A 25,118-nucleotide genomic window follows, 5' to 3' on the forward strand; every position below is an offset into this window, starting at 1 on the left:
GCACCCCGCAGGGCACCGCCGTCGGAGATGAGCCGTCGGTTGACGTTCCTGTTCGCATTGGCGGCGGGAGTGGCCATCGGCAACCTGTACTGGGCGCAGCCGCTACTCGGCTTCATCGCAGGCGACCTGCGCGCCGCGACCGCGACGGCCGGCTGGCTCCTCACCGCGACGCAGGTCGGGTACGCCGTCGGCGTGCTGCTGCTCGTGCCGCTCGGTGACGTCCTGGACCGCCGCCGGTTCGTCCCGGTGATGCTGCTGACCTCGGCCGCCGCACTGCTGCTGTGCGCGCTGGCGCCGTCGATCGGCGTACTCCTGCTCGCACTGGGCGTGCTCGGCGTGACGACGATTTCCGGCCAGGTCCTCACACCGCTCGCCGGGGACCTGGCCGGCGACGCCCACCGCGGTCGGGTCGTCGGCGTTGTCGGGTCCGGAACCCTCACCGGCATCTTGGCCGCCCGCACGATCAGCGGGTTCGTCGCCGGCACCGCCGGGTGGCGTACGATCTTCGCCCTCGCCGCGGTCGTCGCCGTCCTGCTCGCGGTCCTCCTCTACCGCGCGATTCCACCGCTGCCACCGCGGACGCGCATGCCATATCCGCAGCTCATCGCCTCGGTCGGCGCGGTGGTCATGCGGGAGCGGGCAGCCCGATGGACGCTGGTCCTGGCCGCCACAGGGTTCGCCACGTTCTCGCTGTTCTGGACGGCGCTGACGTTCCTGCTCAGCGGCCCACCGTTCCGGTACCCGGTGGCGGTGATCGGGTTGTTCGGGTTGGCGGGCCTCGCTGGTGTCCTCTCCAGCCTGCACGGCGGTCGTCTGCACGACCGCGGTCGGTCACTCGCGGCCACCGGCACGGCCTGGGTGTTGGCCCTCGGCGCCTTCGTCGTCGCGGCGTTCGCTGGCCGCTCCGTCGCACTTATCATCGTCGCGATCATCATGATCGATGTCGCCCTACAGACGCAGGCCCTCCTCAACCGGGCGCGGCTGTTCGCCCTGTCCCACGAGGCCCGCAGCCGGCTCAACACGGCGTTAGCCACCGGCAACTTCATCGGCGCTGCTATCGGCTCCGCCGCCGCGACCACGCTCTGGTCCGCGGGCGGCTGGACAGCGGTCACGGTCACAGGCGCGGTGCTCTGCTGCTTCGCGCTCACCGTGTGGGCGCTGGGATGTCGGGGCCCACTCGTGATCGCCTCGCCGTGACGGACAACCGGAACGGGCCGCAGCGAAACCTCCTTTCAAACGGGCCGGAAGCAGCCCGACGACCCGGACGACGGGATGGCCGGAGGAAGTGGACCGGCGCCGGTAGTGGCCCGTGCATGGCCCGAGACATGATCGCGGGTCCGGTGAACGCCGAAAGCCCTGGTCGGGATCTGCGCGCCCTGACCAGGGCTTTCATGTTGGAGCGGGTAACGGGAATCGAACCGGCACTGTCAGCTTGGGAACCGTACAAGATCCGCTGACAACCGACGCTGCTGCCAGCTCGGCAACCCTTCGCGCGGCCTGGAGTGACCTGGAGCGGCCAGGCGTGATGGCCCGCTAATGGCCCGACCAGCTCAGGAGGGGGCACAGTGCTCGCCTCGATGGCGGGTGCCACGGTGGTACCCGGGCCCTGACGTGCGGCTGCCCCGCCTTGGACGGGATTGCTGCCGTCACCGGCGGCCAGACAGGGGAACCATCGCGCAGGTCCAGGACCCTTAGTTAGGTATGGGCTTGCTTCGCAGAGCGGAACCCGCCGGCTACGAGGACTTCGTCGCCAGCCGGGACCGAGAGATCGTTCGCTTCGGCGCGCTGTTGACCGGTGACGGCCGCCTGGGCGAGGACCTCGCCCAGGAGGGCCTGATCGCGGCCTATCGGTCGTGGCATCGGTTGAGCGTGCCGGACGGGCGACCGGAGGCGTACGTCCGGCAGGTGATGGTCCGTACCGCGATGCGGGCCAGGCGCCGGCGCTGGCGCGGCGAGGTGCCGACCGAGGAACTGCCGGATGCGTCCCGTCGTGGCTTCGCGGACCAGTCGGATCTCAGCGTGCAAGTGCTCGCCAGTCTGCGCCGGCTGCCCGCTGACCAGCGGGTGGTGCTCGTATTGCGGTTCTGGGCCGACGCCTCCGAGGCCGAGGTGGCGCAGACCCTCGGCGTTGCGGTGGGAACGGTCAAGAGCCGCACATCGCGTGCCCTGGCGGCGTTGCGCGCCAGTGGCCTGTTCGTCGGATCTTCCAAGGAGACTTCGTGAATCCCACCCACGTCAGCGAACTACTCGAACGCGCAGCCGCCTCCGTGACGCCGGCCGAGACCGATCCCACCTCCCGGCTGGTCAGCCTCGGGCGTCGCAGCGTGCAGCGCCGCCACGCCTGGGGAACTGCCGGCGCCAGCGCTGTCGCCGCCGCGGTCGCGGCCGTCGTGGCCCTGCCCTTCGCAACGGCGCCCCCGGACCGGCACGAGGCCGCCGGATCGCCCGAGACCACGGTGAGCCTGGATGGCCTGTCCGTGGCCGTCCCGGAGGGCTGGCGAACGAGCAACGTCACGACCTTCGACACCTGCAACGCCGAGCCACACACCGTCTACCTCGCCGAGCGTCGCGGACCGGGCCGCCTAAGAGGTGGCGTTCCTGGCCAACCCGTGGCTGCACCATCCAAGTGCAAGTCAGAAGGTCAAGCGTGGATCGCTCTCGTGCGGGACGCCTTCCCCCTGTACGTCAACCCGGACCGGCTGGTGGTCAAGGACGAGCAATTACTCCAAGTCGTGCAGGAAATCGAGCCCATATCGATGTACCGCGCCTTCAATGAGGAGTCCTTGGCGACGGGAGTCTTCATCTCGGGCGACGAGAAGGGTCGCGAGCAGCTGCTCAAGCGCGTCACCTGGCCCGCCGGCCCGCCGGCTCCGCCCTCCGGCGGCCTGGCGTTGCCCGACCGCATCACCAGCGCCGTCACCGAGGACGCGGGCCCGATGGTGACCGCGATGGACGCCAGGACGCTGACCCAGATCCGGACAAGACTCACCGAGCTGCGCGATCCCGTGCCCGCCGGTGAGGAATGCACCCTGCAGATGCCCGGTGCGGTCGGAATCGCCCTCAACGACGTCACGGTGGTGCTGGGTGACGCGACCTGCCCGCAGGCGATCTCGACCGGTGGTGGTCGCGTCCGGGTCCCGGCCGGGCTGGGCAAGGAGTTGCTCGACCTCATCGTGGCGAGTGACCGCGCTGCGGCCGAGCGTGCCACCAAGGATTGACCGAACTCTTCCCGCCCGTCGGCGTGAGACCTCGGAGGTCGGCCCCTGACCGGTAGATTGATCCGCCGGTCAGGGGCCAGAGCTGATAGCACGCTACGGGCACGTCGCGTGATTGCCGATCGTGGAACATCGAAGGCCCTGACCGGGACTGACGTCCTGGCCAGGGCCTTTGCGCTGGAGCGGGTGACGGGAATCGAACCCGCACTGTCAGCTTGGGAAGCTGATGTTCTGCCATTGAACTACACCCGCAGGCGGCACCACTGTACCTGAGTCGTCGCGACGGTGCACTGAGGCACCCCCTTCGGCGTGACGTGGCGACGAGATCTTGGCAGGAGGACGCCCCCGGGAGGGCCCGCTCGCTCCAAGATCGCGTAGGCCGGGAGGCCGGACAGCGGCGACAGGACTTGCCGGACGAAAAAGTTTCACCAGCGCAACATATAGGCGTTCTCAAACTCATCGATCGGTTGTAACGTCTGCCCAACGTTCTCAGCCATGGCGTGACATACCCCCTGTCGCGTCGCCAGAAAGAGGTGGGCCCATGGGACTCCGTCCCAACCTGCTGACCCGGCGTACGGCCGGTGTCGCGTCGACGACCCTCGCGCTGCTGCTCAGCACCGCCGCGGTGGGCGTCGTCCCGGCCGCTTCGGCCTTCTCCGCCGCCCCGGGCGAGGTCTGCGTCGAGCCGGCCGACGTCCACTCGGACGCCCGCGTCAAGCACGGCGGCGAGGCCAAGCACGAGCCGAACGAGCTGACCCTCGCGGAGACCCACGAGCGCGAGGCCGACCTGGCCGCCGCCCTGCGCGAGCGGGCGCGCTTCCGTACCGGCGCCGGTGCCGCCTCCACCACGCTGGCCACCGTCACCATCCCGGTGGTGGTGCACGTGATCCAGGAGAACAGCACCCGGGCCGGCGGCAACATCCCGGACTCGATGATCAACTCGCAGATCAGCGTGCTGAACCAGTCCTTCAGCGGGGCGACCGGTGGCGCGTCCACCGCGTTCGGCTTCCAACTGCAGAAGATCAACCGGGTGACGAACCCGGCCTGGTTCCCGATCGTGCAGGGCTCCTCGGCGGAGCGGTCGATGAAGTCGTCGCTGCGCGAGGGCGGCAAGAACACCCTCAACATCTACCTGGGTGAGCTGAGCGACGGCCTGCTCGGCTGGGCGACCTTCCCGACCCGGAAGCTCAGCAGCATGGATGGCGTCGTCGTGCTGAGCGAATCCCTGCCGGGCGGCACCGCCACCAACTACAACCAGGGCGACACGGGCACCCACGAGGTCGGCCACTGGCTGAACCTCTACCACACCTTCCAGGGCGGCTGCTCCGGCTCGGGCGACAGCGTCAGCGACACGGCGGCCGAGGCGTCGCCGGCCTACGAGTGCCCGACCGGGCGGGACACCTGCACCGCCCCGGGTACCGACCCGATCACCAACTTCATGGACTACACGTACGACTCCTGCATGTACCAGTTCACCGCCGGGCAGGCCAGCCGCATGCTGACCGCCTGGAACGCGTACCGCGCGGCCTGATCTCGCGTACGGCCATCGGTGCCGGCCCCGCTCGACGGGGCCGGCACCGATGTCTTGCACGGCGTGGCGCCCCGGAGGGGGACGACCCGGAGCGCCACGCCGCGTCTCAGGCGGCCGGGCGGGCGGCCTGGCCGCCGCCCCCCGACCACGTCTCGGGGACCACGGCGGTGCCGGCTGCAGTCGCCCGGGGATCGAGCCACACCTGGACGGCCGGCCCGCCGTGGACGCCGCCCACACCACCCGCGACGCCGGGCTCGCGGCGGGCCAGCATCGCCACGTCGACCGTGAACTCGAAGATCCGCCAGTCGACCTGCGGCGCGGCACGGTGGCCCCGGGCCAGCCGGGCGACCCGGGCCGGATCGGTCACCGGCCGGGCGTGACCGGCGACGTAGGCCTCGTCGTCGCTCTCCTCCGGCGGGAACGAGTGCAGCGCGTAGCGGCCGTCGCGCTCCAGGTCACGCCGCTTGGGCGAGTCGACGACGAAGCAGAAGAGCCCCTCGTCGGTGATCACCGGGGAGACCGGGTGCACCCGGGGCCCACCGTCGGCGCGGACGGTGGCCAGGTAGCCGAAGCCCGGCCCGTACTGCTGCATGAGGAGGCGGATCCCGTCGGCGAGGCGGGGCTCGTCGGCGGCGAATTCGGACCAGGAAGCCATGCCGGCATTCTATCGAACAAACGTACGAAGATGCACTCCGACACGCAGGTCACGCACATCGCTCGCTAAGGTGTTGCGATGCTGCTCTCCGACCGCGACCTGGTCTCCGAGATCGAGGCGGGCACGCTCACGCTGGAGCCGTTCGAGCCTGCGCTGGTGCAACCCTCCAGCATCGACGTACGCCTGGACAGGCTCTTCCGGGTCTTCAACAACCACCTCTACACCCACATCGACCCGGCGCAACAGCAGGACGACCTGACGTCGATGGTCGAGGTGCCCGAGGGCGAGCCGTACGTGCTGCATCCGGGCGAGTTCGTGCTCGCCTCGACGCTGGAGGTCATCTCGCTCGGCGACCAGCTCGCCGGGCGGTTGGAGGGGAAGTCGAGCCTCGGCCGGCTGGGCCTGCTCACCCACTCCACGGCGGGCTTCATCGACCCGGGCTTCTCCGGTCACGTCACGCTGGAGCTGTCCAACGTGGCCAACCTGCCGATCACCCTCTGGCCGGGCATGAAGATCGGCCAGCTCTGCATCTTCCGGCTCTCGTCGCCGGCCCAGCACCCGTACGGCTCGGCCGTCTACGGCTCGCGTTACCAGGGGCAGCGCGGCCCGACTCCCAGCCGCTCCTGGCAGCAGTGGCGCACCTGGCCGACCGGCTGACCCTGCCGCCATGTGTCAGGAAGGGCACCTTCCTCTACCGATTCCGTTAGGAAGGTGCCCTTCCCTACGTCTCAGCCGGGGCGGCCGTAGCTGTGGATCGGGCCGTCGTCGACCTTCTTCATCTTGATCGGCACCCCGGCCCGGGAGGCGTGCACCACCCAGCCCCCGCCGACGTACATGCCGACGTGGTGCAGGTCGCTGTAGTAGAAGACCAGGTCGCCAGGGCGCAGCTCGCCCCGGCTGACGGTCGCGGTGACCCGGCGCTGCTGCGCGGCGTTGTGCGGCAGCGAGACCCCGGCCTTCGCCCAGGCGGCGAGCATCAGCCCGGAGCAGTCGTACGAGTTGGGCCCCTCGGCGCCCCAGACGTAGGGCTTGCCGATCTGGGCGCAGGCGAACTTCACCGCCACGCCGGCCGCGCCGCCGGGATAGCTGGCCGGGCAGGGGGCTGGGCGCAGGGGCCCGCCGCCGCCGTTGCCGTAGATCCGCAGCCGCAGCTTCTGCAACCGGTCGATCTCGGCGTTGATCTGCTTCTTCTTCGCGGCGAGCTGGGCCTCGGTCCGGGCGAGCTGGACGACCATCTCGTCCAGCGGCGCCTTCTTCGCGGCCAGTTGGTCACGCAGCTCGGCGACCTGCCGCACGTCCTCCTGCTGGTGCTGGGCGAACCGGTCGAGCAGTTCGAGCTGCCCCACCACCTGGCTCGGTGAGCGACTGCCCAGCAGGGCGTTGATGGTGGAGACGTTCTCGCCCTTGTAGGCGCGGACGGCCAGCGCGTTGACCTTCGCCATCGCCTGGTCGACCCGCTCCTGCAGGGGCTTGATCTGGGCGGCGAGCGCGTCGGCCTGCTTCCGCTTGGCGGCGAGGTCTCCTCGGGTGGCGTTGTGTCGTTCGATGATCGGTTCGAGCTTGTTCCAGTCCTCGTCGATCTGGCGCTCGATCTCGGCGACCGTCGGTTCGGCGTGTGCCGCCGTGGCGCCGCCGGTCAGGACGACGGCGAACGCGGCCAGGGCGGCGAGGGCGGTGGTGCAGCGGTACCAGCGTGGGCGCGGCGCAGCCGTCGTCGGGTCGGCGAGCACCGACCGTGCCGACGGTGGCCGCGGGGCATGGTGTGCCACCGGGCTTCGTACTCCTTCTTCCGTACCGCCTACCGGGTTAGCTGACGGGTTCGGGCGGGAAGGGGGCGCCCTACCGCAGTGGCTGCGGATTCACCCCGGGAACCTGGGTCCCCGGCTCGCTCGGGAGCGACTCGGCGGTGTCGGACCGTCGCCCGCCCCGGATGGACGGACTGTCACCGGCCGACGAATGACCAGAGTAGAGACGACCGTTATCGATCCGCAACCCTCCGGGCCCTGACACTCCGTGCCCGACCGGCCGGTGGGACCGCAAGCCGGGCGGCGAAGATTTTCTTCCTGCTGAAGTGTCTGACGGAAAGGTATTGACCAAAGGCTGCGGGCGGGGCGAAGGTGGCCCCACATTTGCCCGTCCGAACTGGGGGTCTGATGCACCTGTCAGTGACAACGAGGAGCAGACGCGTCCTGCTGGCCGCCGCCGTGGCCGCCGCCCTGACCGCGACGCCGCTCACCGCCGCCGGATCCGCCGCCGCAGCGCCGGCGACCGACCGGCAGCAGCAGTACGCCGCCGCGGCAGCCGAGTACGGCGTGCCGGAGAGCGTCCTGCTGGGAGTCTCCTACCTGCAGTCCCGCTGGGACACCAACGCAGGCACGCCGAGCACCAGTGGCGGCTTCGGCCCCATGCACCTCACCGACGCCGAGCACGTCGCCGCCCTGCCCGGGGGCGGCCACCACGACGAGGGCTCGGAGGACCCGCGCGGCGACGACTCCCGCGTGTCCCTGGCCCCGGAGGCACCCGCCGAGGCGGAACCGGTGCCCGCCGAGCCGTCGTTGCAGACGCTCGACACCGCCGCCAGCCTGACGGGCGCCAGCGAGGAGGCGCTGCGGACGGACGTCACGGCGAACATCCGCGGCGGGGCGGCGCTGCTGGCCGCGTACCAGAAGGAGATCGGCGCCCCGGTCGGCGCCGACACCGACCCGGCGGCCTGGTACGGCGCGGTGGCCCGCTACTCGGGCGCGGACACCGCCGACGCCGCGGCGGCCTTCGCCAACGAGGTGTACACCACCATCAGCACCGGCGACAGCCGGCTGACCGACGACGGGCAGCGGGTCACGCTGGCCGCCCTCGCGATCCAGCCGGACAGCTCCTGGCTGGACCGGCTGGGCCTGCGCAAGCTCGCCCGGCCCGACGGGCTGGAGTGCCCCGAAACGATCTCCTGCGAGTGGATCCCGGCGCCCTACCAGAACTTCGGGCCCACCCTGGGCAACTACGGCAACCACGATCTCTCCGACCGGCCGTCCCGGCAGAAGATCGAGTACATCGTCATCCACGACACCGAGGGCTACTTCGGGCCCAGCGTCAACCTGGTCAAGGACCCGAAGCGGGTGGGCTGGCACTACACGCTGCGCTCCAGTGACGGGCACATCGCCCAGCACATCAAGACCAAGGACGTCGGCTGGCACGCCGGCAACTGGTACGTGAACGCCAAGTCCATCGGCCTGGAGCACGAGGGCTTCGCGGGGCACGGCACCTGGTACACCGAGGCGATGTACCGCACCTCCGCCAAGCTGGTCCGGCACCTGGCGCGGGCCTACAACATCCCGCTGGACCGCAACCACATCATCGGGCACGACAACGTCCCCGGAACCGTCGCGGCAAACGTGCGCGGCATGCACTGGGACCCGGGCCCGTACTGGAACTGGTCGCACTACTTCGACCTGCTGAAGGCGCCGTTCTTCTCGACCGGCACGTCGCGGACCGGGCTGGTCACCATCGACCCGGACTTCGCCACCAACCAGCCGCAGTTCACCGGCTGCAACCGGCAGCCCCCGGGCGTGCCGAACCCGCCGCCGCCGACGGCGCCCTGCCCGCTGCGCGGCTCGTCCGCGGTGCCCCTGCACAGCGCGCCGAGCCAGGACGCGCCGCTGGTCAACGACATCGCGCTGCGGCCCGACGGCACCCCGAACACGATGTACGTCTCCGACCACGGCGCCCGGGCCTCGGCGGGACAGACGTACGCCCTGGCCGGCGTGCAGGGTGACTGGACGGCGATCTGGTACCTCGGCCAGAAGGCCTGGTTCCACAACCCCGCCTCGGCGCCGACCGCGAAGTGGTCGCTCGGGCTCGTGGTGACCCCGAAGGCCGGCAAGGCCACCATCCCGGTGTACGGCCGGGCGTACCCCGAGCAGGCGGCGTACCCGGAGGGCGTGCCGTACCAGACGATCTCGCCCCTGCAGTACACGCTCTCGGCCGGCCAGCGGTACGCCGTCGGCAACGTGCTCCCCGGCGAGTACTACCGGGCCAGCACGTTCGACGGCTCCGCCCCGGGTGACTGGACGGTGATCCGCGGCGACAACAAGTACGTGCAGATCCAGTTCGGCCACCGGATCATGTACGTCAACCTGGACGACGTGAACGTGCTGCCCTCCCCGGTGGGCGCACCCCACTAGTCCCATCGCACGACGAGGGCCCCCGGTCGATCCGACCGGGGGCCCTTTCGTGTGCGGGTGCGGGATCAGCCGGGTCTGCGGAACCCGGCGACCGGCATCGTGTTGATGCTGGAGACGTTCACCGGTTTGCCGGCCCGGGGCGCGTGCACCATCTTGTCGTTGCCGAGGTAGAGGCCGACGTGACTCAGGTCCGACTTGAAGAAGACCAGGTCACCGGGGCGCGCCTCGGAGCGCGGGATGGCCTTGCCCTCGTTCCACTGGGCACCGGTGAAGTGCGTCAGGTGGATCCCCGCCGCCTTGTAGGCGTACTGGGTCAGGCCGGAGCAGTCGAACGAGTTCGGGCCGGTGGCACCCCAGACGTACGGGTCGCCGACCTGGGCGCAGGCGGTTCTGATCGCGATCCGGGCCTTCTCGCTGACCACGCCGTTGATGGTCGGGCAGTTCTCCGTCTTCACGGTGGTCTTCGGCAGCGACGCCTCGAGCTTCTTGATCTCGACGTCGATCTGCTTCTTCTTCGTCGCCAGCTCGGTCTGCTGCTTCTTCTGCGTCGTGATCAGCGTGTCGAGCTTCTGCTTCTCTCCCTCGTACTTGTCGCGGAGAGTGGTCACGCCCTGGATCTGCCTGCGCTCGTGGGCGGCCAGCCGGTCCAGCAGCGTCAGCTGCTCGGTCAGCGTGTCGGGCTTGGCGCTGACCAGCAACGCGCCGATGTCGTGCGACGGGCCGGAGATGTAGTAGCGGGAGGCGAGGTCGCCCACCCGGTCCATCGCCAGCTCGCTCTCGAGGGCCAGCGGCTGGATCTTCTTCTGCAGGTCCGCCGACTTCTTGTTGTTGACCTTGAGCTGCGCCCGCACCTTGTTGTACTGCTCGATGGTGGGCTCGAGCTGCTCCCACTTCTTGTCGATCGCGGCCTCGATCTCCTCGACCGAGGGCTCGGCGTACGCGGGCGCGGCCAACATGCCGGCGCCGACCGCCGCTGCGGCGACCAGGGTGAGCAGACGGTGGGCGACCCGGCGCAGGCCACCCGGACGAGCAGACCGTCCCGGTGCGTGACGATGAGGGGGCATGGTTGCCACCGGCACCGACTCCTTTTGCAACCCGACCGCCGGGCGCCTCGCGCGAGGGAAGAGGGGCGAGACAGACGACCCACAGCGGCCGGTGCCCAACATTAGGGAAGGCCGGCAGCGGAATCAAGGCGACCAACGTTCACATCACGCTAGCGCAACCGCTTGCGCACCAAGGGTATCGGCCCGGTCACCAACGATGACGGTCAATGCGCCGTCGAGCCCCTCGTGACGACACAGCAGGTCGGCGACCGTACGCGCCGGCGGCACCACCGCCAGCAGCTGGCAGACCGCCGCCGAGGCGCGAGACCCGGCCGCCCTCGTCCGGCCCGGTTACCGTCGAAACATGGCCTCCCTCACCCTCGCCCATGAACTCACCCTGCTCGGCTACGACGACGCCGGCGACAACCAGCTCGGCCGGCCGACCCTGGACTACGGCCTGGCCGGCGCCCTGCTGCTGGAGCTCGCGCTCGCCGGCCGGATCGAGGTCGCCGACGACCGGCTGGTGGTGACCGATTCGACCCCCGTCGGGCAGCGTCAGCTCGACGAGGCACTGGCCCGCATCGCCGCCGACGAGAAGCGGCGCAAGCCGAAGGACTGGATCAGCCGGCTCACCAAGGACCTGCCCGAACAGGTGCTGGACGGGCTGGTCACCGCCGGCCTGCTCCGCCGCGACCAGGACAGGGTGCTGTGGGTCTTCCCGCGTACCCGCTATCCGTCGACAACGGGCGCGGAGCCGGCGGCGGAGACACAGGCCCGACAGCGCATGGTCGCCGCCGTGGCCGGGGACGGGCCGGTGGACGGGCGGACGGCCGCGCTCATCGGCCTCACCCGGGCGGTGGGGCTGGACCGCAAGCTCTTCGCGGAGCTGCCGAAGCAGCACGTCACGCGCCGGCTGGACGAGATCGGTGCCGGCGACTGGGCGTCCGCCGCCACGAAGAAGGCGATCGAGGAGACGCAGGCGGCCATCATGATCGCGACCACCACGGCCACCACCGCCGCCGTCATCACCGCGGTCTCCTGAACGCGACGGCGGCGGCACCGCGAGGTGCCACCGCCGTCGGGCGTCGCAGCGGGGGACGCGTCAGCCGGCGACCGGCAACCGCTCGGTGTCGGTGCCGCCCGACGCCTGCTCCGGCTTGACCGAGCGGAGCAGCACGCTCGCCACGTCGACGACCTCGACCTCTTCCCCGGCGCCCTTGCCGTTCACCCCGTCGTTGAGCATCGTCGAGCAGAACGGGCAACCGACGGCGACCGTCTTCGCCCCGGTGGACATGGCCTCCTCGACCCGGTCCACGTTGATCCGCTTGCCGATCTTCTCCTCCATCCACATCCGGGCGCCGCCGGCACCGCAGCAGAAGGAGCGCTCGCTGTTGCGGGGCATCTCGGTGAGCTCGCCGGAAATAGCCGTTCCCAGCACCTCGCGCGGCGGGGCGAAGACCCGGTTGTGCCGGCCCAGGTAGCAGGGGTCGTGGTAGGTGACGCCGCCGTCTACCGGCTGGACCGGGGTGAGCTTGCCGGTGGCGACCAGGTGGGCCAGGAGCTGGGTGTGGTGGACCACCTCGAACTCGCCGCCGAGCTGGCCGTACTCGTTGCCGAGGGTGTTGAAGCAGTGCGGGCAGGTGGCGACGATCTTCCGCTTGCTCTTCTCCCGGCCCTCGAACGCCTCGTTCAGGGTCTCGACGTTCTGCTGGGCCAGCATCTGGAAGACGAACTCGTTGCCGATCCGGCGGGCCGGGTCGCCGGAGCAGGTCTCGCCCTCGCCGAGGATGGCGAACTTCACGCCCGCCTCGTTGAGCAGCGTTGCGACCGCCCGGGTGGTCTTCTTGGCCCGGTCCTCGAACGCGCCGGCGCAGCCGACCCAGAAGAGGTACTCGAAGTCGTCGACCTCGCCGACCCGCGGCACCTCGAAGTCCAGGCCCTTGGTCCAGTCCTCGCGGGTGTTCTGCGGGGCGCCCCACGGGTTGCCCTTGTTCTCCAGGTTGCGCAGCATCACGCCGGCCTCGGAGGGGAAGCTCGACTCGATGAGCACCTGGTAGCGGCGCATGTCGACGATGTGGTCGACGTGCTCGATGTCGACCGGGCACTGCTCCACGCAGGCGCCGCAGGTCGTGCAGGACCAGAGCACGTCCGGGTCGATGACGCCGCCGTCCTCGGCGGTGCCGATCAACGGCTTCTCGCCCTCGGCCAACGCGAGCACGTCGACGTGGGCGAGCTGCGCGGCGGTGGCCTTCTCCTCGCCGGTCAGGTCCTTGCCGCCGCCGGCCAGCAGGTACGGCGCCTTCGCGTACGCGTGGTCGCGCAGGCTGAGCACGAGCAGCTTCGGCGACAGCGGCTTGCCGGTGTTCCAGGCCGGGCACTGCGACTGGCAGCGACCGCACTCGGTGCAGGTGCTGAAGTCCAGCAGGCCCTTCCAGGTGAACTGCTCGACCTGGGCGACGCCGAACTGGTCCTTCTCGGGGTCGGCCTCCTCGAAGTCCAGCGGCTTGCCCTGGCTCGTCATGGGGCGCAGCGCGCCGAGGCCGGAGACGTTCGCGCCCGGGTCGCGCTTGAAGAAGATGTTGAAGAAGGCCAGGAAGCGGTGCCAGGCGACGCCCATGGTGACGTTCAGCGAGATCACGATGAGCCAGGTCATCGAAATCACGATCTTGATCAGCGCGGCGACGCTGACGCCGGCTCCCCAGTTCGGCAGCAGGCCACCGATGGCGTGGCTGACCGGGGCGGCCCAGACCGGGTACTCGAAGTGGTCGGTGGCGACCTTGAAGCCCCGGATGACGAAGCCCATGATCAGTACGGCGAGGATGATGCCCTCGACGAAGTAGCCCTGCCACATGGTCGAGCCGGTGAACCGGGACTTTCCGCCCGGGCGGGTGGGCCGGTTGCGGAGCCGGATCGCGATCAGCACCAGGATGCTGACGATGCCGAGGATGGCCAGCCACTCGGTGACCAGCCCGTAGAGCGCCCAGCCGCCGACCAGCGGCAGCCCGCCCGTCGGGGAGACGACCTCGAAGTACGCCTCCAGCACCAGCAGCGACAGCACGATGAAGCCGACCATCACGAACCAGTGCGCCGCGCCCACCACGCTCCAGCGGAGCATCCGGGTGTGCCCGGCGGTCTCGGCCAGCATGGTCTTCGCGCGGGTGCCCGTGTCGCCGAAGCGGGTCGGGTCCGGCTGACCGAGCCGGATGACGGCCACCATCTTCATGACCGCGCGTACCGCAAGCCACACCGCCACCGCGGTGATGGCGAACGCGAGGATCGTGGTGACGATCTGGACGCTGCCCATCGAGTTGGCCTCCCGGTCTGCTGCCTGTCGAGCGGCTCGGCGACCGGGGGCCGGGTCAGGACGCGTACGGTGAGACGCCGCCGCACTCCCGACCGGACCGGTCGATGACCTCGCTCCGCTCGGTCATGCAGTGCAGCCTACGCGCAAGGTTACCCAGCAGTAACGTGAGTCATCTCGCATTCAGGCCACGCCGCCCTGCGCACACCATAGGGCGCGATGGCCTGAACCGCCGGCCAGGGGCTCCACTGAGTGACATGGATTGCCGACGGCCGCCACCAGCGCGGGCGGCCGACGGTCACCTCGGGCCCCGCCGCCGGGCCGACGGCGAGGCCACGGCGACGCTCAGCGCCAGCGGGAAAGCACGATCAGGGAGGCGACCATCGCGCCGAAGCCCACCGCGAGGTTCCAGTAACCCCACGACATGACCGGGTACTCCTGCTCGGAGAGGTAGTAGATCACCAGCCAGCCGATGCCGAAGACGATCAGCGCGACCGCCGTGATCGGCAGCCAGACCGGGCTAGGCTTGCGCGTCGCCGCCGTCGCCGTCGGACGCACGTCCGTCGGGGGGGTGTACACCTTCTTCTTGCGAACCTGAGACTTGGGCACGACGCTCTCCAGAGGGGTTACGACCTCGTCCGGCCTGACAACCGGGCGCGGGGGCGACGGTCCATGGCCAATAATGTTCGACAGCTAGCGTAGTCCCGAAGGCCCGTCCAAGCCACGAATAGGGTGAGGCCGGTGCTCGGAGTGACCGAAATAGGCGGGACTGTTCGGGTCGCCGCAGTGGCCCGCGCCCTCGCGGGCTGACCCAGACGACGGGAAGGAGCGCTCGGTGGAGTACACATCCGGCGCAGCCTCCTGGCAGAAGGTGATCCGGCGGGCGATCGCCGGGCTGCTGCCTCGGCGGCCACGGCAGCGACGGCCGGGCTGGTCGATCGGGGTGCCGCTGATCGCCGCCGCGGCCGGGCTGCTCTTCACCACCACGGCGACGACCGCCGGCGGCACCGCCCTGCGGGAGGACCGGCGTCCCCAGCTCAACCAACTCATCTCGGATCGTCGCGCGGAGGTGGCGGCAAGCGAGCAGCGGGCCGCCGACCTGCGCGCCGAGGTCGAGGGCCGCACCACCGCCCTGGCCAGCTCCGACGGCCCGATCAAGGAGCAGCAGGACCGGGCGGCGGGCAGCCGCCACTCGGCCGGATTCACCGCGCTCGCGGGGCCCGGGGTCACGGTGGAACTCAACGACGCGCCCCGGCGCAACGACGGCACCCTGCCGGCCGGGGCCACCAACGACGACCTGGTCGTCCACCAGGGGGACGTGCAGGCGGTGGTGAACGCGCTCTGGGCGGGTGGCGCCGAGGCCATGTCCATCATGAACGTCCGCGTGCTGTCGACCAGCGCGGTACGCTGCGTAGGTAACACCCTGCTGCTGCACGGCCGGGTGTACTCCCCACCATTCAAGATCGTAGCAATCGGCGATCCCGCAGCTCTGCAACGGGCCCTCGCCGACTCTCAGGGAGTCCGGTTGTTCAGGGACCTGGTCGACGACTACAAGCTCGGCTACAAGGAGACCGTTTCCTCGGTGACCGTGCCGGCGTTCGAGGACTCGACGACGCTGCGTTCGGCGAAGGTGCCCAGGTGAGCCGCACGCCGGACGACTGGCCAGAAGAGCGCGACGCCCGCCGCCCCGACCAGGGTGACGGGCCGACCGCGTTCCTGCCCAAGGTCGACCGGTCCGGGCCCACCCCGGCCCGCCCCGCCCAGGCCAGCACCTGGCCCGAGCCGATGCTCCCGCCCCGTTCGCCGGCGTCCCGCCCTTCCCACGCTCCCGCGCCAGCGGGTGGCGACAACGGCCCACCCGCCGCGCCGTCCACGGGCCGGCAGCATGCCTTTCCCGATCCCGCCCGCCCGGCACCTCCCGATTCCGCCCGCCGGGCGCCGGAGGCGGGCCGTCCCGCGAACCCCGGCTGGTTCGAGCCGCCCGCCGACCAGAGCCGTGCCACGGCCGGCCAGGACCGCTCCGCCGCCGGCTCGCTGGCCTGGCCCGGTGGCAGCACGGACCGGCCCACCGCCAACCCCGCCGCCCGGCCCGCCGCCAGTCCGGGCCCTCGCCCTGACAGCCCGGCCACCCGGCCCGCCGACTCCGGCCAGACCCGGCCCGCCGCGTCCACCGGGGCGCCGCCGCCGTGGCCGGGCACCGCCCCGGTCCGACCGGCTGCCCCACCGCCCTCGGCCCCACCGGCCGACGTCCTCCGCTGGCCGGACGCGGACCGGGCCGCCGGGTCCCACGGCGAACATTCGCGCCGCCCGCCGGTCGACCGCGCCGCCGCGCAAGCCCCCCGGCCGGCGGCCGACGCGCCGACCGCCTTCATTCCGAAGGTGGGCGCGCCGACCGGTCCGCCGGCTCCGGTCTCCCCGGCCGGCCCGGCCCGCTCCGCCGACCCCGAGGCCACCGCGCTGATCCCGGCCGTTCCCGGGCGTACCCAGACCACCTCGGCCGCCCTCGTCGAGTCGACCGCCCTGATGGGTGCCGTGCCGCGTCCCCCGAAGAGCAGCGAGCCGGAGGGTTCCGACGTGGCCGCCGAGCAGCCCCGGCCGCGCCGGGGCGAGCGGGTCGTCCAGCTCCGCCCGGAGCAGACCGGCGAGGGCTACAAGAGCGTCTACTCGGAGCTCACCCGGCCGTCGCTGGCCTCGCGGCTGCGTACCGGCGTCCGGTTCGGCGGCGAGCTGCTGATCACCTTCGGTCTGGTGGTGCTCCTCTTCGCCGGCTACGAGGTCTGGGGCAAGTCCGCGATCGTCGACGCCCACCAGAGCGACCTCAGCCAGCAGTTGGCGCAGGCATGGGGCCCCGAGGGCGATCCGACGGTGGCGCCGTCGGCGAGCGCGTCCACCAAACCGAAGCCGCCCGTCCACGGCAAGCCCCTCGCCGGGCTCCACATCCCCAAGCTCGACAAGAACTGGGTCGTCGTCGAGGGGGTCACCCAGAAGGACATCCGGTACGCGCCGGGCCACTACCCCTCCAGCGCCCTGCCGGGCCAGGTCGGCAACTTCTCCGTCGCCGGACACCGCAACCGGGCCACCTTCTGGCGGCTCGACGAGCTGAACGACGGCGACGCGATCGTGGTGGAGGGCAAGACCGACTGGTACGTCTACAAGGTCACCCAGAGCCGGATCGTCAAGCCCACCCAGGTCGAGGTCGTGGCGCCGGTGCCGGGCAAGGCCGGTCAGAAGCCGACCAAGGCGATGCTCACCCTGACCACCTGCAACCCGAAGTTCGACAACTACCAGCGCCTGATCATCCACGCCGAGCTGGCGCGCAGCCAGCCGAAGTCGGCGGGTCGCCCGACGGAGCTGGGGGTCTAGACGGTGTACGGCTGGATCTGGCGCAAGCTCCCGTTCGGGCTCCCCGGCAAGCTCGTCGGCAGCCTGCTGATCTCCAGCGCGATGGTGGCCCTGCTCTGGTACGTGGTCTTCCCGTGGGCCGAGCCCCTGCTGCCGTTCGACGACGTGCAGGTCACCCAGGATTCCGGCGACCCGGCCGGTGACGTGGTGCCCGGGGGTGAGGACGCCCCACCCGGCGACGAGCACGATCTGCCGTACGACACCGACCAGAACAACACCCCACCTCCTTCCCCGGACGAGTGAGCCCCTGATGCGTGTCCTCGTGATCGACAACTACGACTCGTTCGTCTTCAACCTGGTGCAGTATCTCGGCCAGCTCGGCGTCGACTGCGAGGTCCGGCGCAACGACGAGATCGAGGTCGCCGAGGTGGGGAAGGTCGGTGCGGCCGGGGTGCTGCTGTCGCCCGGCCCCGGCAGCCCCGACCGCGCGGGCGTCTGCCTCGACGTCATCCGCGCGTACGCGGGCGAGCTGCCGATCTTCGGCGTCTGCCTGGGCCACCAGGCGATCGGTGAGGCCTTCGGCGCGACCGTGACCCGGGCTCCCGAGCTGCTGCACGGCAAGACCTCCGAGGTGCGTCACCACAACGTCGGGGTGCTCGCCGGTCTACCGAACCCGTTCACCGCCACCCGCTACCACTCGCTCGCGGTGCTGCGCGAGACGCTGCCCGAGGAGCTTGAGGTCACGGGCTGGACGGATTCCGGAGTGGTGATGGCGATGCGGCACCGGACGTTGCCGATCGAGGGCGTCCAGTTCCACCCGGAGTCGGTGCTTACCGAGGGCGGTCACCTGATGCTGGCGAACTGGCTCGCCGCCTGCGGGCACCCGGAGGCGCTGGAGCGGGCCCCGGAGTTGGCCGCAGAGGTGGACGCGCGCCGCCGCGCCGCCTTCGCCAACGCCTGAGGCCGACAGGGCGTCCCGCGTCGCCGGACGATCAGCCCTTCAGGGCGTCCCGCACGGCCGGGTCGGCGGGCGAGCTGACCGCGGGCGGCCTGCTCCGGACGGCGTCCCAAGCCGCCTTGCCGCTGGCGAAGTAGTCCCGGACCGTCTTGCGGAAGAGCAGGGCCGGCCCGCAGCCGGGACAGCGGGCGACCACCCCCTCGGCGTCCAGTCCGAGGTGCCGGCACAGCGTCACCGCGCGGGACAGGTGGTAGGACTGCGTCACGATCAGGGCACGCTCGATGCCGTACACGTCGCGCGCCCGGGCGCAGGTGTCGTAGGTGTCCAGGCCGAACGGGTCGGCCACGACGCGGCGCGGATCGACCCCGAGCCGCTCGGTCAGGTGGGAGGTCATCGTCGCCGGCTCGTCACCGGACGCCCCGCCCGCGTCGCCGGAGACGAGGACGACCCGGGCCCGTCCGCCGTTCACCAGCGCGGCGGCCGTCTCCAGGCGGCCGGTCAGCCGGTCACCCGGTTGGCGACGGTCCGCCGCCACCGCCGTGCCCAGGACGATCACGACGTCGGCCGTGGGTGCGTCGGCCTCGTCGTGCACGTGGCCGTGGGCGGCGATCGTCGTCCACAGCCAGGGAATGCTGACGAGTAGCAGCGCGACGAGGCCCAGCGCCGCCGCACCGGCCAGGCGTCGCCGCCGGCGGGTCCACCGGACCCGCCGGCCGGTCACCACTCAGGCAGCCGGATCGGCGGCGTGGTCGGCAGCGGGAGACCGCCGCCACCCCCGTTACCGGGGGTGGTCGGGGTGGTGGTGGGGGCCGGGGTCGCCGAGTCGGTGGGCGTCGGCTCGGCCTCGGGCACGGTGACGAAGATGGTCACGGTCTTGCCCTTCTCGAGCTCCGATCCGGCGCGCGGGTTCTGATTGGTGACCCGGCCGGCCTCGTCCGGCGGCACTGCCCGGCCCGGCTTCACGTCGACCCTGTAGCCCGCCTCGTCCAGTTCGTCCCGCGCGTCCTCCTCGGTGGAGTTGACCACGTTCGGCACCTGGCCCACCTTGCCGTTGGAGACGACGAGGGTCACCACGCTGCCTTCGGCGACCTGCTTGCCCTCCTCGGGCTTCACCTCGAGGACCTGGTCCTTCTCCTTCGCGCTGCTCTTTTCTTCCTTCTTGACCTCGAATCCCTCTCGGTCCAGTTGGGCCTTCGCGCTCTCGTAGGTGGAGCCCACGAGGCTGGTCGGGATCGCCTTCGTGGCCGGGCCGGCGCAGACCTGGACGACCACGTCCCGGTCGGGCTCCAGCGCGGAGTTGGCCGGCGGGTTCTGGCTGACCACCTGGCCCTTCGTGCAGTTGCGGTTGGCGACCTGCTCGCCCTCCTTGGGCACCAGGCCGGCCTGCTGGATCCGGGCGAACGCCTCCTGCTGCGTCAGGCCGGTCACGGTGGGGACCGTCACCTTTTCGTCGCCGCGCTGGCTCAGCAGGGCACCGGCGAGGGCGATCACCGCGAGCACCCCCACCGCCGCGAACGTCGCGATCAGCCAGGACGACGCCTTCCGCCGGCGCGGGTCGCCGACCCGGGCCGGCATCTGGCGGGTCTGCGGTGCCCCGGGGGCGCCCCCGTAGCCGGCGGCGGCGGGGGCGAGCTGCGTCGTCTCCTCCTGCGGCAGCACCGGGGTCGCCATCACCGGGCGGCCGGCGGCGGCACGGAGCAGGTCGGCCCGCATCTCACCGGCGCTCTGGTAGCGGTTGAGCGGGTTCTTCGACAGCGCCTTGAGCACGATCGCGTCGACTGCCGGGTTGACGTCGTGGTTGATGTCGCTCGGGGTCGGCGGGGCCTCCCGCACGTGCTGGTAGGCCACGCTGACCGGGCTGTCGCCGACGAACGGGGGGTGCCCGCAGACCAGCTCGAAGAGCACACAGCCGGCGGCGTAGACGTCGGAACGGGCGTCCACCGCCTCACCGCGCGCCTGTTCGGGCGAGAGGTACTGCGCCGTACCGATGACCGCGCTGGTCTGGGTCATGGTGGTGGCGCCGCTGGCCAGCGCCCGCGCGATGCCGAAGTCCATGACCTTGACCTGGCCGGTCTGGGTGAGCATCACGTTTCCGGGCTTGATGTCCCGGTGGATGATGCCGTGCCGGTGGCTGAACTCCAGCGCCGCGCACATGTCGGCGCAGATCTCCAGCGCCCGGCGCGGCTGGAGCCGACCCTCGGCGCCCAGCACCTCCTTGAGGGTCCGCCCGTTGACGAACTCCATGACGATGAACGGCAGGGTCTCGCCGGTCGGGGCGGTCTCCTCGCCGGTGTCGTAGACGGCGACGATCGCCGGGTGGTTGAGGGACGCGGCGTTCTGCGCCTCCCGGCGGAACCGCATCTGGAACGTGGCGTCCCGGGCGAGGTCGGTCCGGAGCATCTTGATCGCGACGTCCCGACCGAGCCGGAGGTCGCGACCGCGGTGCACCTCGGCCATGCCGCCGTAGCCGAGCAGCTCGCCGACCTGGTACCTGCCACCGAGCAGGCGGGCCTGCGCTGTCATCGCGTCTCTCGTCCTTCGCTCGTCGTCTCGTCGCCGCCCGACCGGGACGGTTCCTGTCGACGGTACGACGTCCCGGCCGGATCGTCGCGTCCGTCGAGCCGCAGCGCGCCGGACGTCACCGTCGGCGGGGTCACCGCACTCGACTGACTGCTGTCTCGCACCTTGTAGGAAATCACGCCGGAGCAGACCAGGACCAGTACGGCCACGAGGATGGCGAGGAGCACCATGCCGGGCCGGGACCCCCCACCCGACTGCGGTGCCGGCGGGTACGCCTGGCCCGCGTACGGCATCGGCCGCGACTGGGCCGGCGGCACGGCCGACGCGCCGCGCTGGTAGCCGGGCGGGGTCAGCTGCGGACGCGGCGCCGCTGCGGCGGGCGCGACCGACGTGGGGCGGTGCGGCGCGACGGGCGGGTGCGGGTTCGCCACGGGCGGACGCGGCGGCTGCCCGGTGGCGGCCTGCGGACGCGGCGGCTGCGCGGTGGCCGCCGGCGGGCGGTGCGGCGAGACCGGCGGGCGCGGCGGCGGCACCTGGGCGCGGCCGGGCGGCGCGGCCGGCGACGCCGGGGCCGCAGAGATGGGCTGACCGGCGGCCCGCGCCTGCTGGGAGAGCTGCGCCTTCATCTGGCGGGCCACCCCGGCCAGCGCGGCGGCGCTCGACCAGCGGGCCGACGGGTCCTTCGCCAGGGCCCGCTCGACCACCGACCGGACCTGCGGCGGGATGTCGGCGGGCAGCGGGCGGGGGGCCTCCCGGACGTGCCGCATCGCGATCTCGAGCGGGTTGTCGCCCTCGAACGGGCGCCGGCCGGCGAGGCACTGGTAGGCCACCACACCGAGCGCGTAGACGTCGGAGGCGGCCGTGGCGACCCCGCCGGTGGCCTGCTCCGGAGAGATGTACGAGGCGGTGCCGAGCACCGAGCCGGCGGCGGTGAGCTGGGCCACCAGCTCCGACCGGGCGATGCCGAAGTCGGTCAGCACCAGCGTGCCGTTGGGGCGGACCAGCAGGTTTCCGGGCTTCACGTCCCGGTGCACGATGCCCTTGACGTGCGCCGCGTGCAGCGCGTCGGCGGCCTGCGCGACGAGCGCCATCGTGCGGGCCGGGGTGAGCCGGCCGACCCGGGCCAGGGTGGCCGACAGCGCGTCACCCTCGACGTACTCCATGACCAGGAAGGCGATCTGCTGGTCGTTGCCGAAGTCGTAGACGTCGACCACGCCGGGGTGGTTGATCGTCGCCATGGTGCGGGCCTCGCCGCGGAACCGCTCGGCGAAGTCGGGGTCGTCGAGCAGCGCGGGGAGCAGGCTCTTGACGGCGACCGTCCGGCCGAGCACCTGGTCGGTGCCGCGCCAGACGTCGCCCATGCCGCCGCTGGCGATCCGCTCGTCGAGGCGGTAGCGGTTACCGAGCTGCACTCCGGGACTGAGCATGTCAGCGCCCCCCGGGATCCGCGATGACCGCCCGCATGATCTGCCCGGCGATCCGTGCCGCCTCACCGCTGCCGCCCGGCCCCGCCTGTTCCAGCACCACGCAGACCGCGGAGATCGGGTTGCCGTTCTTGTCCAGCACGAAGCCGATGAACCAGCCGTGGTCGGGCCGGTCCGGCGCGGACTGGGCGGTACCGGTCTTGCCGCCGACCGTGTAGCCGTTGATCTGCGCGTTGGTGCCGGAGCCGTTCTCCACCACGCTGACCATCATTTCCCGCAGGTCGTCGGCGACCTGGCCGCTGACCGGCTGCCGCAGCTCGCGGGGCTTGGCGGTGTAGTAGCTGGTGGTGCGGTCCGGGGCGAGCAGTTGGCGGACCAGGTACGGCCGCATCTGGCTCCCGCCGTTGGCCACCGAGGCGGCGATCAGAGCGCCCTGGAGCGGGGTCATCCGCACGTTGTTCTGGCCGATCGAGGACTGCGCCAACGCGGCCGGGTCGGTGCCGCCGTCCGGGTTCTGCATGTCCCCGGTGCGGCTCGCCGCCACCGGGTAACCGCCCTCGCCGAGCTGGCCGACGGTGAGGTCCTCCTGCTCGAAGCCGAACTGCCGGGCCTTCTCCTTGATCTTGTCGGCGCCGAGCTTGACGCCCAGCTTCGCGAAGCCGGTGTTGCAGGACTCGGTGACCGCGCTGATCAGGGTCACCTCGTCCTCGGGGCAGATCGACGGCGCGGCGTTGCGGATCGGCGTGCCCGAGGTCGGCGGGGTCCAACTCGACCCGGCCGGGATCCTCGTCTGCTGGCCGATGCCGTTCTCCAGCGCGGCGGCGGCCATCACGATCTTGAAGGTGGAGCCCGGGGGCAGCACCTCGCCCAGGGCCCGGTTCTTCAGCGGGCCCGCCGGGTCCTGCTCCAGCTTGTTGTACGCGGCCGTGGCCTCGCTGGTGCTGTGGCTGACCAGCGGGTTCGGGTCGAAACTGGGCATGGAGACCAGTGCCTGCACCGCCCCGGTACGCGGGTCGATGGCGATGGCCGCACCCCTGGAGGCGTCGTTGCGGTTGTTCCGGAGCTGCTCGTACGCGACGTCCTGGGCCCGCTTGGAGACCGTGAGCAGCACGTTGCCGCCGCCGGTCTGGTCGCCGGTGAACATGTCCCTGACCCGGTTGGCGATCAGCGCGTCGCTGGTGCCGGCCAGGAAGTCGTTCTCGAACTTCTCGATGCCGGTCTCGGCGAGGTTGACCGGCTTGTAGCCGAGCACGTGCGCGTACTTCGCCCCGCCGGGGTAGCTGCGCAGGAACTTAAGCTCGCCGTCGGTCTCCTTGCTCAGCGCGAAGGCGGTGCCGCCGGCCTCGATGTTGCCGCGCTTGCGGTCGTACTCGGCGACCTGGACCCGGCCGTTGTAGTCGCTGGTGCGGTACTCGTCGGCCTTGTAGGCCTGGATCCAGTTCAGGTTCGCGAAGAGCAGCCCGAAGAGAACCATCACGACGACGCCGACGCGGCGCAGGGGTGCGTTCACGGCCTGATCACCTCCGTGGGTGCACCGTGCAGCTGCTCCGGCGGACCGCCGGACGGACGGGCCGCCTTGCCGCCCCCACCCGTCACCGGCCGGCGGGCGCCGTCGGAGACCCGGAGCAGGACCGCGATGAGCAGCCAGTTGGCCATCAGCGAGGAACCGCCGGCGGAGAGGAACGGGGTGGTCTGACCGGTCAGCGGGATGAGCTTGCTGATCCCGCCGACGATCACGAAGACCTGGAGCCCGAGGGTGAAGGCCAGGCCGCCGGCCAGCAGCTTGCCGAACGAGTCCCGCACCGCCAGTGCCGCCCGCAGCCCCCGCTCGACGATCAGCAGGTAGACGACGAGCAGCGCGGAGAGGCCGAAGAGCCCGATCTCCTCGCCGATGCCGGCGAAGATGAAGTCGTTCTGCACCTCGGGCAGCAGACCCGGCTGACCGCCGCCCGGGCCGGCACCGAACAGGCCACCGGTGCCGAGCGCGAGCAGCCCCTGCACCAGCTGGTAGCCGTCGTTGTAGGGGTCGGCGAACGGGTCCAGCCAGATCTGCGCCCGCAGGTAGAAGTTGGCGAACGGCCCGCCGACGATGTCGCCCAGCACGTACGCCAGGTAGACGCCGCCGAAGAAGAGCACCAGACCGATGAGCAGCCAACTGACCCGCTCGGTGGCGATGTAGAGCGTCACCACGAACATGCCGAAGTAGAGCAGCGAGGTGCCGAGGTCCTTCTCGAAGACGAGGACCAGGACGCTGATCAGCCAGACCACGACCACCGGGCCGAGGTCCCGCCCACGCGGAAAGTCGATGCCGAGGAACCGGCGGCTGGCCAGCGAGAGCACCTCGCGCTTGCGCACCAGGTAGTAGGCGAAGAAGACCAGCAGGGCCAACTTCGCGAACTCACCGGGCTGGATGGAGAAGCCGCCCACCCGGATCCACAGCTTGGCGCCGTTGATCTCCGAGAACCGGCTGGGCAGCACCGCCGGGATCATCACCAGCACGATGCCGGCCAGCCCCAGGGTGTACGCGTAGCGGGACACCGAGCGGTGGTCGCGCATGATGGCGAGCAGGGCGGCGGCGAGGACGACCGAGGCGAGCGTCCAGGCCAACTGCCGACCACCCGTGCCGGCGAAGATGGCCAGGTCCTCCCGCTCGGCGGGGGCGGCGTTGCCCAGGTCGAGCCGGCGCAGGAAGCCCACCCCGATCCCGTTGAGCAGCGCGACCGCCGGCAGCAGGGCAGGGTCGGCGAAGGGCGCCAGGAACCGGATCACCAGGTGCAGCCCGAGGAAGACGGCGGTGAGCGCGGCAGCCGGCATCCAGAAGTCGGCCGTGACCGTGTCGAGCACCTTCGCCTCGACCATCGCGCCGTAGGCGGCCACCAGCACCATGGCCACCAACAGAAGCGAGAACTCGGCGTTGCGCCGGGACCGGGCCAGGCGTACGCCGGGCTGCTCGC

Annotated in this window: 21 protein-coding genes, 1 tRNA gene and 1 riboswitch; of the genes, 11 read left to right on the forward strand and 11 right to left on the reverse strand. The window is 71.3% G+C overall.

Annotated elements, in window-relative coordinates; translation table 11 throughout:
• Window positions 1-39 precede the first annotated feature (39 nt).
• The 3 genes from ABZ809_RS01480 (at window position 40) to ABZ809_RS01490 (ending at window position 3,218) form a co-directional block, all read left to right on the forward strand.
• A complete protein-coding gene (locus tag ABZ809_RS01480; protein WP_357560351.1) occupies window positions 40-1,197 on the forward strand; it encodes an MFS transporter in 1,158 nt (385 codons plus the stop codon).
• 504 nt (window positions 1,198-1,701) lie between these two features.
• Window positions 1,702-2,223, forward strand: a complete 522-nt coding sequence (locus ABZ809_RS01485; RefSeq protein ID WP_357560352.1) for a SigE family RNA polymerase sigma factor — start codon at window positions 1,702-1,704, stop codon at window positions 2,221-2,223.
• The gene (locus tag ABZ809_RS01490) at window positions 2,220-3,218 is read left to right on the forward strand and encodes a hypothetical protein (protein ID WP_357560353.1); all 999 of its coding nucleotides are present in this window, start codon (window positions 2,220-2,222) and stop codon (window positions 3,216-3,218) included. The genes ABZ809_RS01485 and ABZ809_RS01490 overlap by 4 nt, the downstream gene beginning before the upstream one ends.
• Before the next feature lie 175 nt (window positions 3,219-3,393).
• On the opposite strand, the gene ABZ809_RS01495 is transcribed toward ABZ809_RS01490, so the two are convergent.
• A tRNA-Gly gene (locus ABZ809_RS01495) sits at window positions 3,394-3,467 on the reverse strand.
• A gap of 289 nt (window positions 3,468-3,756) precedes the next feature.
• Here ABZ809_RS01495 and ABZ809_RS01500 point away from each other — a divergent pair.
• Window positions 3,757-4,746, forward strand: coding sequence for a zinc metalloprotease (locus ABZ809_RS01500; RefSeq protein WP_357560354.1), 990 nt, complete (start codon window positions 3,757-3,759; stop codon window positions 4,744-4,746).
• Between the two features lie 106 nt (window positions 4,747-4,852).
• Here the strand turns inward: ABZ809_RS01500 and ABZ809_RS01505 are convergent, their stop codons facing one another.
• Complete coding sequence (locus tag ABZ809_RS01505; RefSeq protein ID WP_357560355.1) at window positions 4,853-5,401, reverse strand: pyridoxamine 5'-phosphate oxidase family protein; 549 nt, start codon at window positions 5,399-5,401, stop codon at window positions 4,853-4,855.
• Window positions 5,402-5,479: 78 nt separating this feature from the next.
• Here ABZ809_RS01505 and dcd point away from each other — a divergent pair, with 78 nt between their 5' ends.
• A complete protein-coding gene (dcd, locus tag ABZ809_RS01510; RefSeq protein ID WP_357560356.1) occupies window positions 5,480-6,058 on the forward strand; it encodes a dCTP deaminase in 579 nt (192 codons plus the stop codon).
• Between the two features lie 71 nt (window positions 6,059-6,129).
• On the opposite strand, the gene ABZ809_RS01515 is transcribed toward dcd, so the two are convergent.
• Window positions 6,130-7,170, reverse strand: a complete 1,041-nt coding sequence (locus ABZ809_RS01515) for an NlpC/P60 family protein (protein ID WP_357560357.1) — start codon at window positions 7,168-7,170, stop codon at window positions 6,130-6,132.
• Window positions 7,171-7,182: 12 nt separating this feature from the next.
• A riboswitch (cyclic di-AMP (ydaO/yuaA leader) is annotated at window positions 7,183-7,317 on the reverse strand.
• A gap of 249 nt (window positions 7,318-7,566) precedes the next feature.
• Between ABZ809_RS01515 and ABZ809_RS01520 the strand changes: the two genes are divergently transcribed.
• Window positions 7,567-9,576, forward strand: a complete 2,010-nt coding sequence (locus ABZ809_RS01520; protein WP_357560358.1) for a peptidoglycan recognition family protein — start codon at window positions 7,567-7,569, stop codon at window positions 9,574-9,576.
• Between the two features lie 65 nt (window positions 9,577-9,641).
• Here ABZ809_RS01520 and ABZ809_RS01525 read toward each other — a convergent pair whose 3' ends face one another.
• Window positions 9,642-10,640 (reverse strand): NlpC/P60 family protein, encoded by a 999-nt coding sequence (locus tag ABZ809_RS01525; protein ID WP_357560359.1) that lies wholly within the window; start codon window positions 10,638-10,640, stop codon window positions 9,642-9,644.
• A 343-nt stretch (window positions 10,641-10,983) separates the two neighbouring features.
• Between ABZ809_RS01525 and ABZ809_RS01530 the strand changes: the two genes are divergently transcribed.
• The gene (locus tag ABZ809_RS01530) at window positions 10,984-11,661 is read left to right on the forward strand and encodes a GPP34 family phosphoprotein (RefSeq protein WP_357560360.1); all 678 of its coding nucleotides are present in this window, start codon (window positions 10,984-10,986) and stop codon (window positions 11,659-11,661) included.
• Between the two features lie 60 nt (window positions 11,662-11,721).
• Here the strand turns inward: ABZ809_RS01530 and ABZ809_RS01535 are convergent, their stop codons facing one another.
• On the reverse strand, window positions 11,722-13,923 hold the full coding sequence (locus ABZ809_RS01535; RefSeq protein WP_357560361.1) for a heterodisulfide reductase-related iron-sulfur binding cluster: 2,202 nt from the start codon (window positions 13,921-13,923) through the stop codon (window positions 11,722-11,724).
• 342 nt (window positions 13,924-14,265) lie between these two features.
• Window positions 14,266-14,529, reverse strand: a complete 264-nt coding sequence (locus ABZ809_RS01540; RefSeq protein ID WP_357560362.1) for a cell division protein CrgA — start codon at window positions 14,527-14,529, stop codon at window positions 14,266-14,268.
• 226 nt (window positions 14,530-14,755) lie between these two features.
• Here ABZ809_RS01540 and ABZ809_RS01545 point away from each other — a divergent pair, with 226 nt between their 5' ends.
• From ABZ809_RS01545 to ABZ809_RS01560, 4 genes are read left to right on the forward strand one after another with little or no spacing between them, the layout of a single operon-like run.
• Window positions 14,756-15,562, forward strand: a complete 807-nt coding sequence (locus ABZ809_RS01545; RefSeq protein WP_357560363.1) for a DUF881 domain-containing protein — start codon at window positions 14,756-14,758, stop codon at window positions 15,560-15,562.
• Window positions 15,559-17,283, forward strand: coding sequence for a class E sortase (locus tag ABZ809_RS01550; protein WP_357560364.1), 1,725 nt, complete (start codon window positions 15,559-15,561; stop codon window positions 17,281-17,283). Before ABZ809_RS01545 ends, ABZ809_RS01550 begins: the two co-directional genes overlap by 4 nt.
• Window positions 17,284-17,286: 3 nt before the next feature.
• The gene (locus ABZ809_RS01555) at window positions 17,287-17,565 is read left to right on the forward strand and encodes a hypothetical protein (protein ID WP_357560365.1); all 279 of its coding nucleotides are present in this window, start codon (window positions 17,287-17,289) and stop codon (window positions 17,563-17,565) included.
• A gap of 7 nt (window positions 17,566-17,572) precedes the next feature.
• Complete coding sequence (locus ABZ809_RS01560) at window positions 17,573-18,223, forward strand: aminodeoxychorismate/anthranilate synthase component II (protein ID WP_357560366.1); 651 nt, start codon at window positions 17,573-17,575, stop codon at window positions 18,221-18,223.
• 31 nt (window positions 18,224-18,254) lie between these two features.
• Here the strand turns inward: ABZ809_RS01560 and ABZ809_RS01565 are convergent, their stop codons facing one another.
• The 5 genes from ABZ809_RS01565 to ABZ809_RS01585 are packed head-to-tail and all read right to left on the reverse strand — an operon-like array spanning window position 18,255 to window position 25,050.
• Entirely contained in the window at window positions 18,255-18,944 is a 690-nt protein-coding gene (locus ABZ809_RS01565) for an ElyC/SanA/YdcF family protein (protein WP_357560367.1), read from the reverse strand.
• Window positions 18,938-20,743 carry a Stk1 family PASTA domain-containing Ser/Thr kinase gene (gene pknB / locus ABZ809_RS01570; protein WP_357560368.1) on the reverse strand — a complete coding sequence of 602 codons (1,806 nt, stop codon included), beginning with the start codon at window positions 20,741-20,743 and terminating at the stop codon, window positions 18,938-18,940. Before pknB ends, ABZ809_RS01565 begins: the two co-directional genes overlap by 7 nt.
• A complete protein-coding gene (locus ABZ809_RS01575) occupies window positions 20,740-22,167 on the reverse strand; it encodes a protein kinase (protein ID WP_357560369.1) in 1,428 nt (475 codons plus the stop codon). Before ABZ809_RS01575 ends, pknB begins: the two co-directional genes overlap by 4 nt.
• A gap of 1 nt (window position 22,168) precedes the next feature.
• Complete coding sequence (locus tag ABZ809_RS01580; protein ID WP_357560370.1) at window positions 22,169-23,674, reverse strand: penicillin-binding transpeptidase domain-containing protein; 1,506 nt, start codon at window positions 23,672-23,674, stop codon at window positions 22,169-22,171.
• Window positions 23,671-25,050 carry an FtsW/RodA/SpoVE family cell cycle protein gene (locus ABZ809_RS01585; protein ID WP_357560806.1) on the reverse strand — a complete coding sequence of 460 codons (1,380 nt, stop codon included), beginning with the start codon at window positions 25,048-25,050 and terminating at the stop codon, window positions 23,671-23,673. The genes ABZ809_RS01580 and ABZ809_RS01585 overlap by 4 nt, the downstream gene beginning before the upstream one ends.
• Window positions 25,051-25,118: the final 68 nt, after the last annotated feature.

Source organism: Micromonospora sp. NPDC047074, from assembly GCF_040643815.1.
In the GTDB taxonomy this organism is placed as follows: Bacteria; Actinomycetota; Actinomycetes; order Mycobacteriales; family Micromonosporaceae; genus Micromonospora.

Coding starts and splice junctions, on each gene's coding strand:
- ABZ809_RS01535 (WP_357560361.1), bottom strand. CDS start 13,923: ATGGGCAGCGTCCAGATCGTCACCACGATCCTCGCGTTCGCCATCACC.
- ABZ809_RS01560 (WP_357560366.1), top strand. CDS start 17,573: ATGCGTGTCCTCGTGATCGACAACTACGACTCGTTCGTCTTCAACCTG.
- ABZ809_RS01500 (WP_357560354.1), top strand. CDS start 3,757: ATGGGACTCCGTCCCAACCTGCTGACCCGGCGTACGGCCGGTGTCGCG.
- ABZ809_RS01505 (WP_357560355.1), bottom strand. CDS start 5,401: ATGGCTTCCTGGTCCGAATTCGCCGCCGACGAGCCCCGCCTCGCCGAC.
- ABZ809_RS01585 (WP_357560806.1), bottom strand. CDS start 25,050: ATGGTGCTGGTGGCCGCCTACGGCGCGATGGTCGAGGCGAAGGTGCTC.
- ABZ809_RS01530 (WP_357560360.1), top strand. CDS start 10,984: ATGGCCTCCCTCACCCTCGCCCATGAACTCACCCTGCTCGGCTACGAC.
- pknB (WP_357560368.1), bottom strand. CDS start 20,743: ATGACAGCGCAGGCCCGCCTGCTCGGTGGCAGGTACCAGGTCGGCGAG.
- ABZ809_RS01485 (WP_357560352.1), top strand. CDS start 1,702: ATGGGCTTGCTTCGCAGAGCGGAACCCGCCGGCTACGAGGACTTCGTC.
- ABZ809_RS01525 (WP_357560359.1), bottom strand. CDS start 10,640: ATGCCCCCTCATCGTCACGCACCGGGACGGTCTGCTCGTCCGGGTGGC.
- dcd (WP_357560356.1), top strand. CDS start 5,480: ATGCTGCTCTCCGACCGCGACCTGGTCTCCGAGATCGAGGCGGGCACG.
- ABZ809_RS01575 (WP_357560369.1), bottom strand. CDS start 22,167: ATGCTCAGTCCCGGAGTGCAGCTCGGTAACCGCTACCGCCTCGACGAG.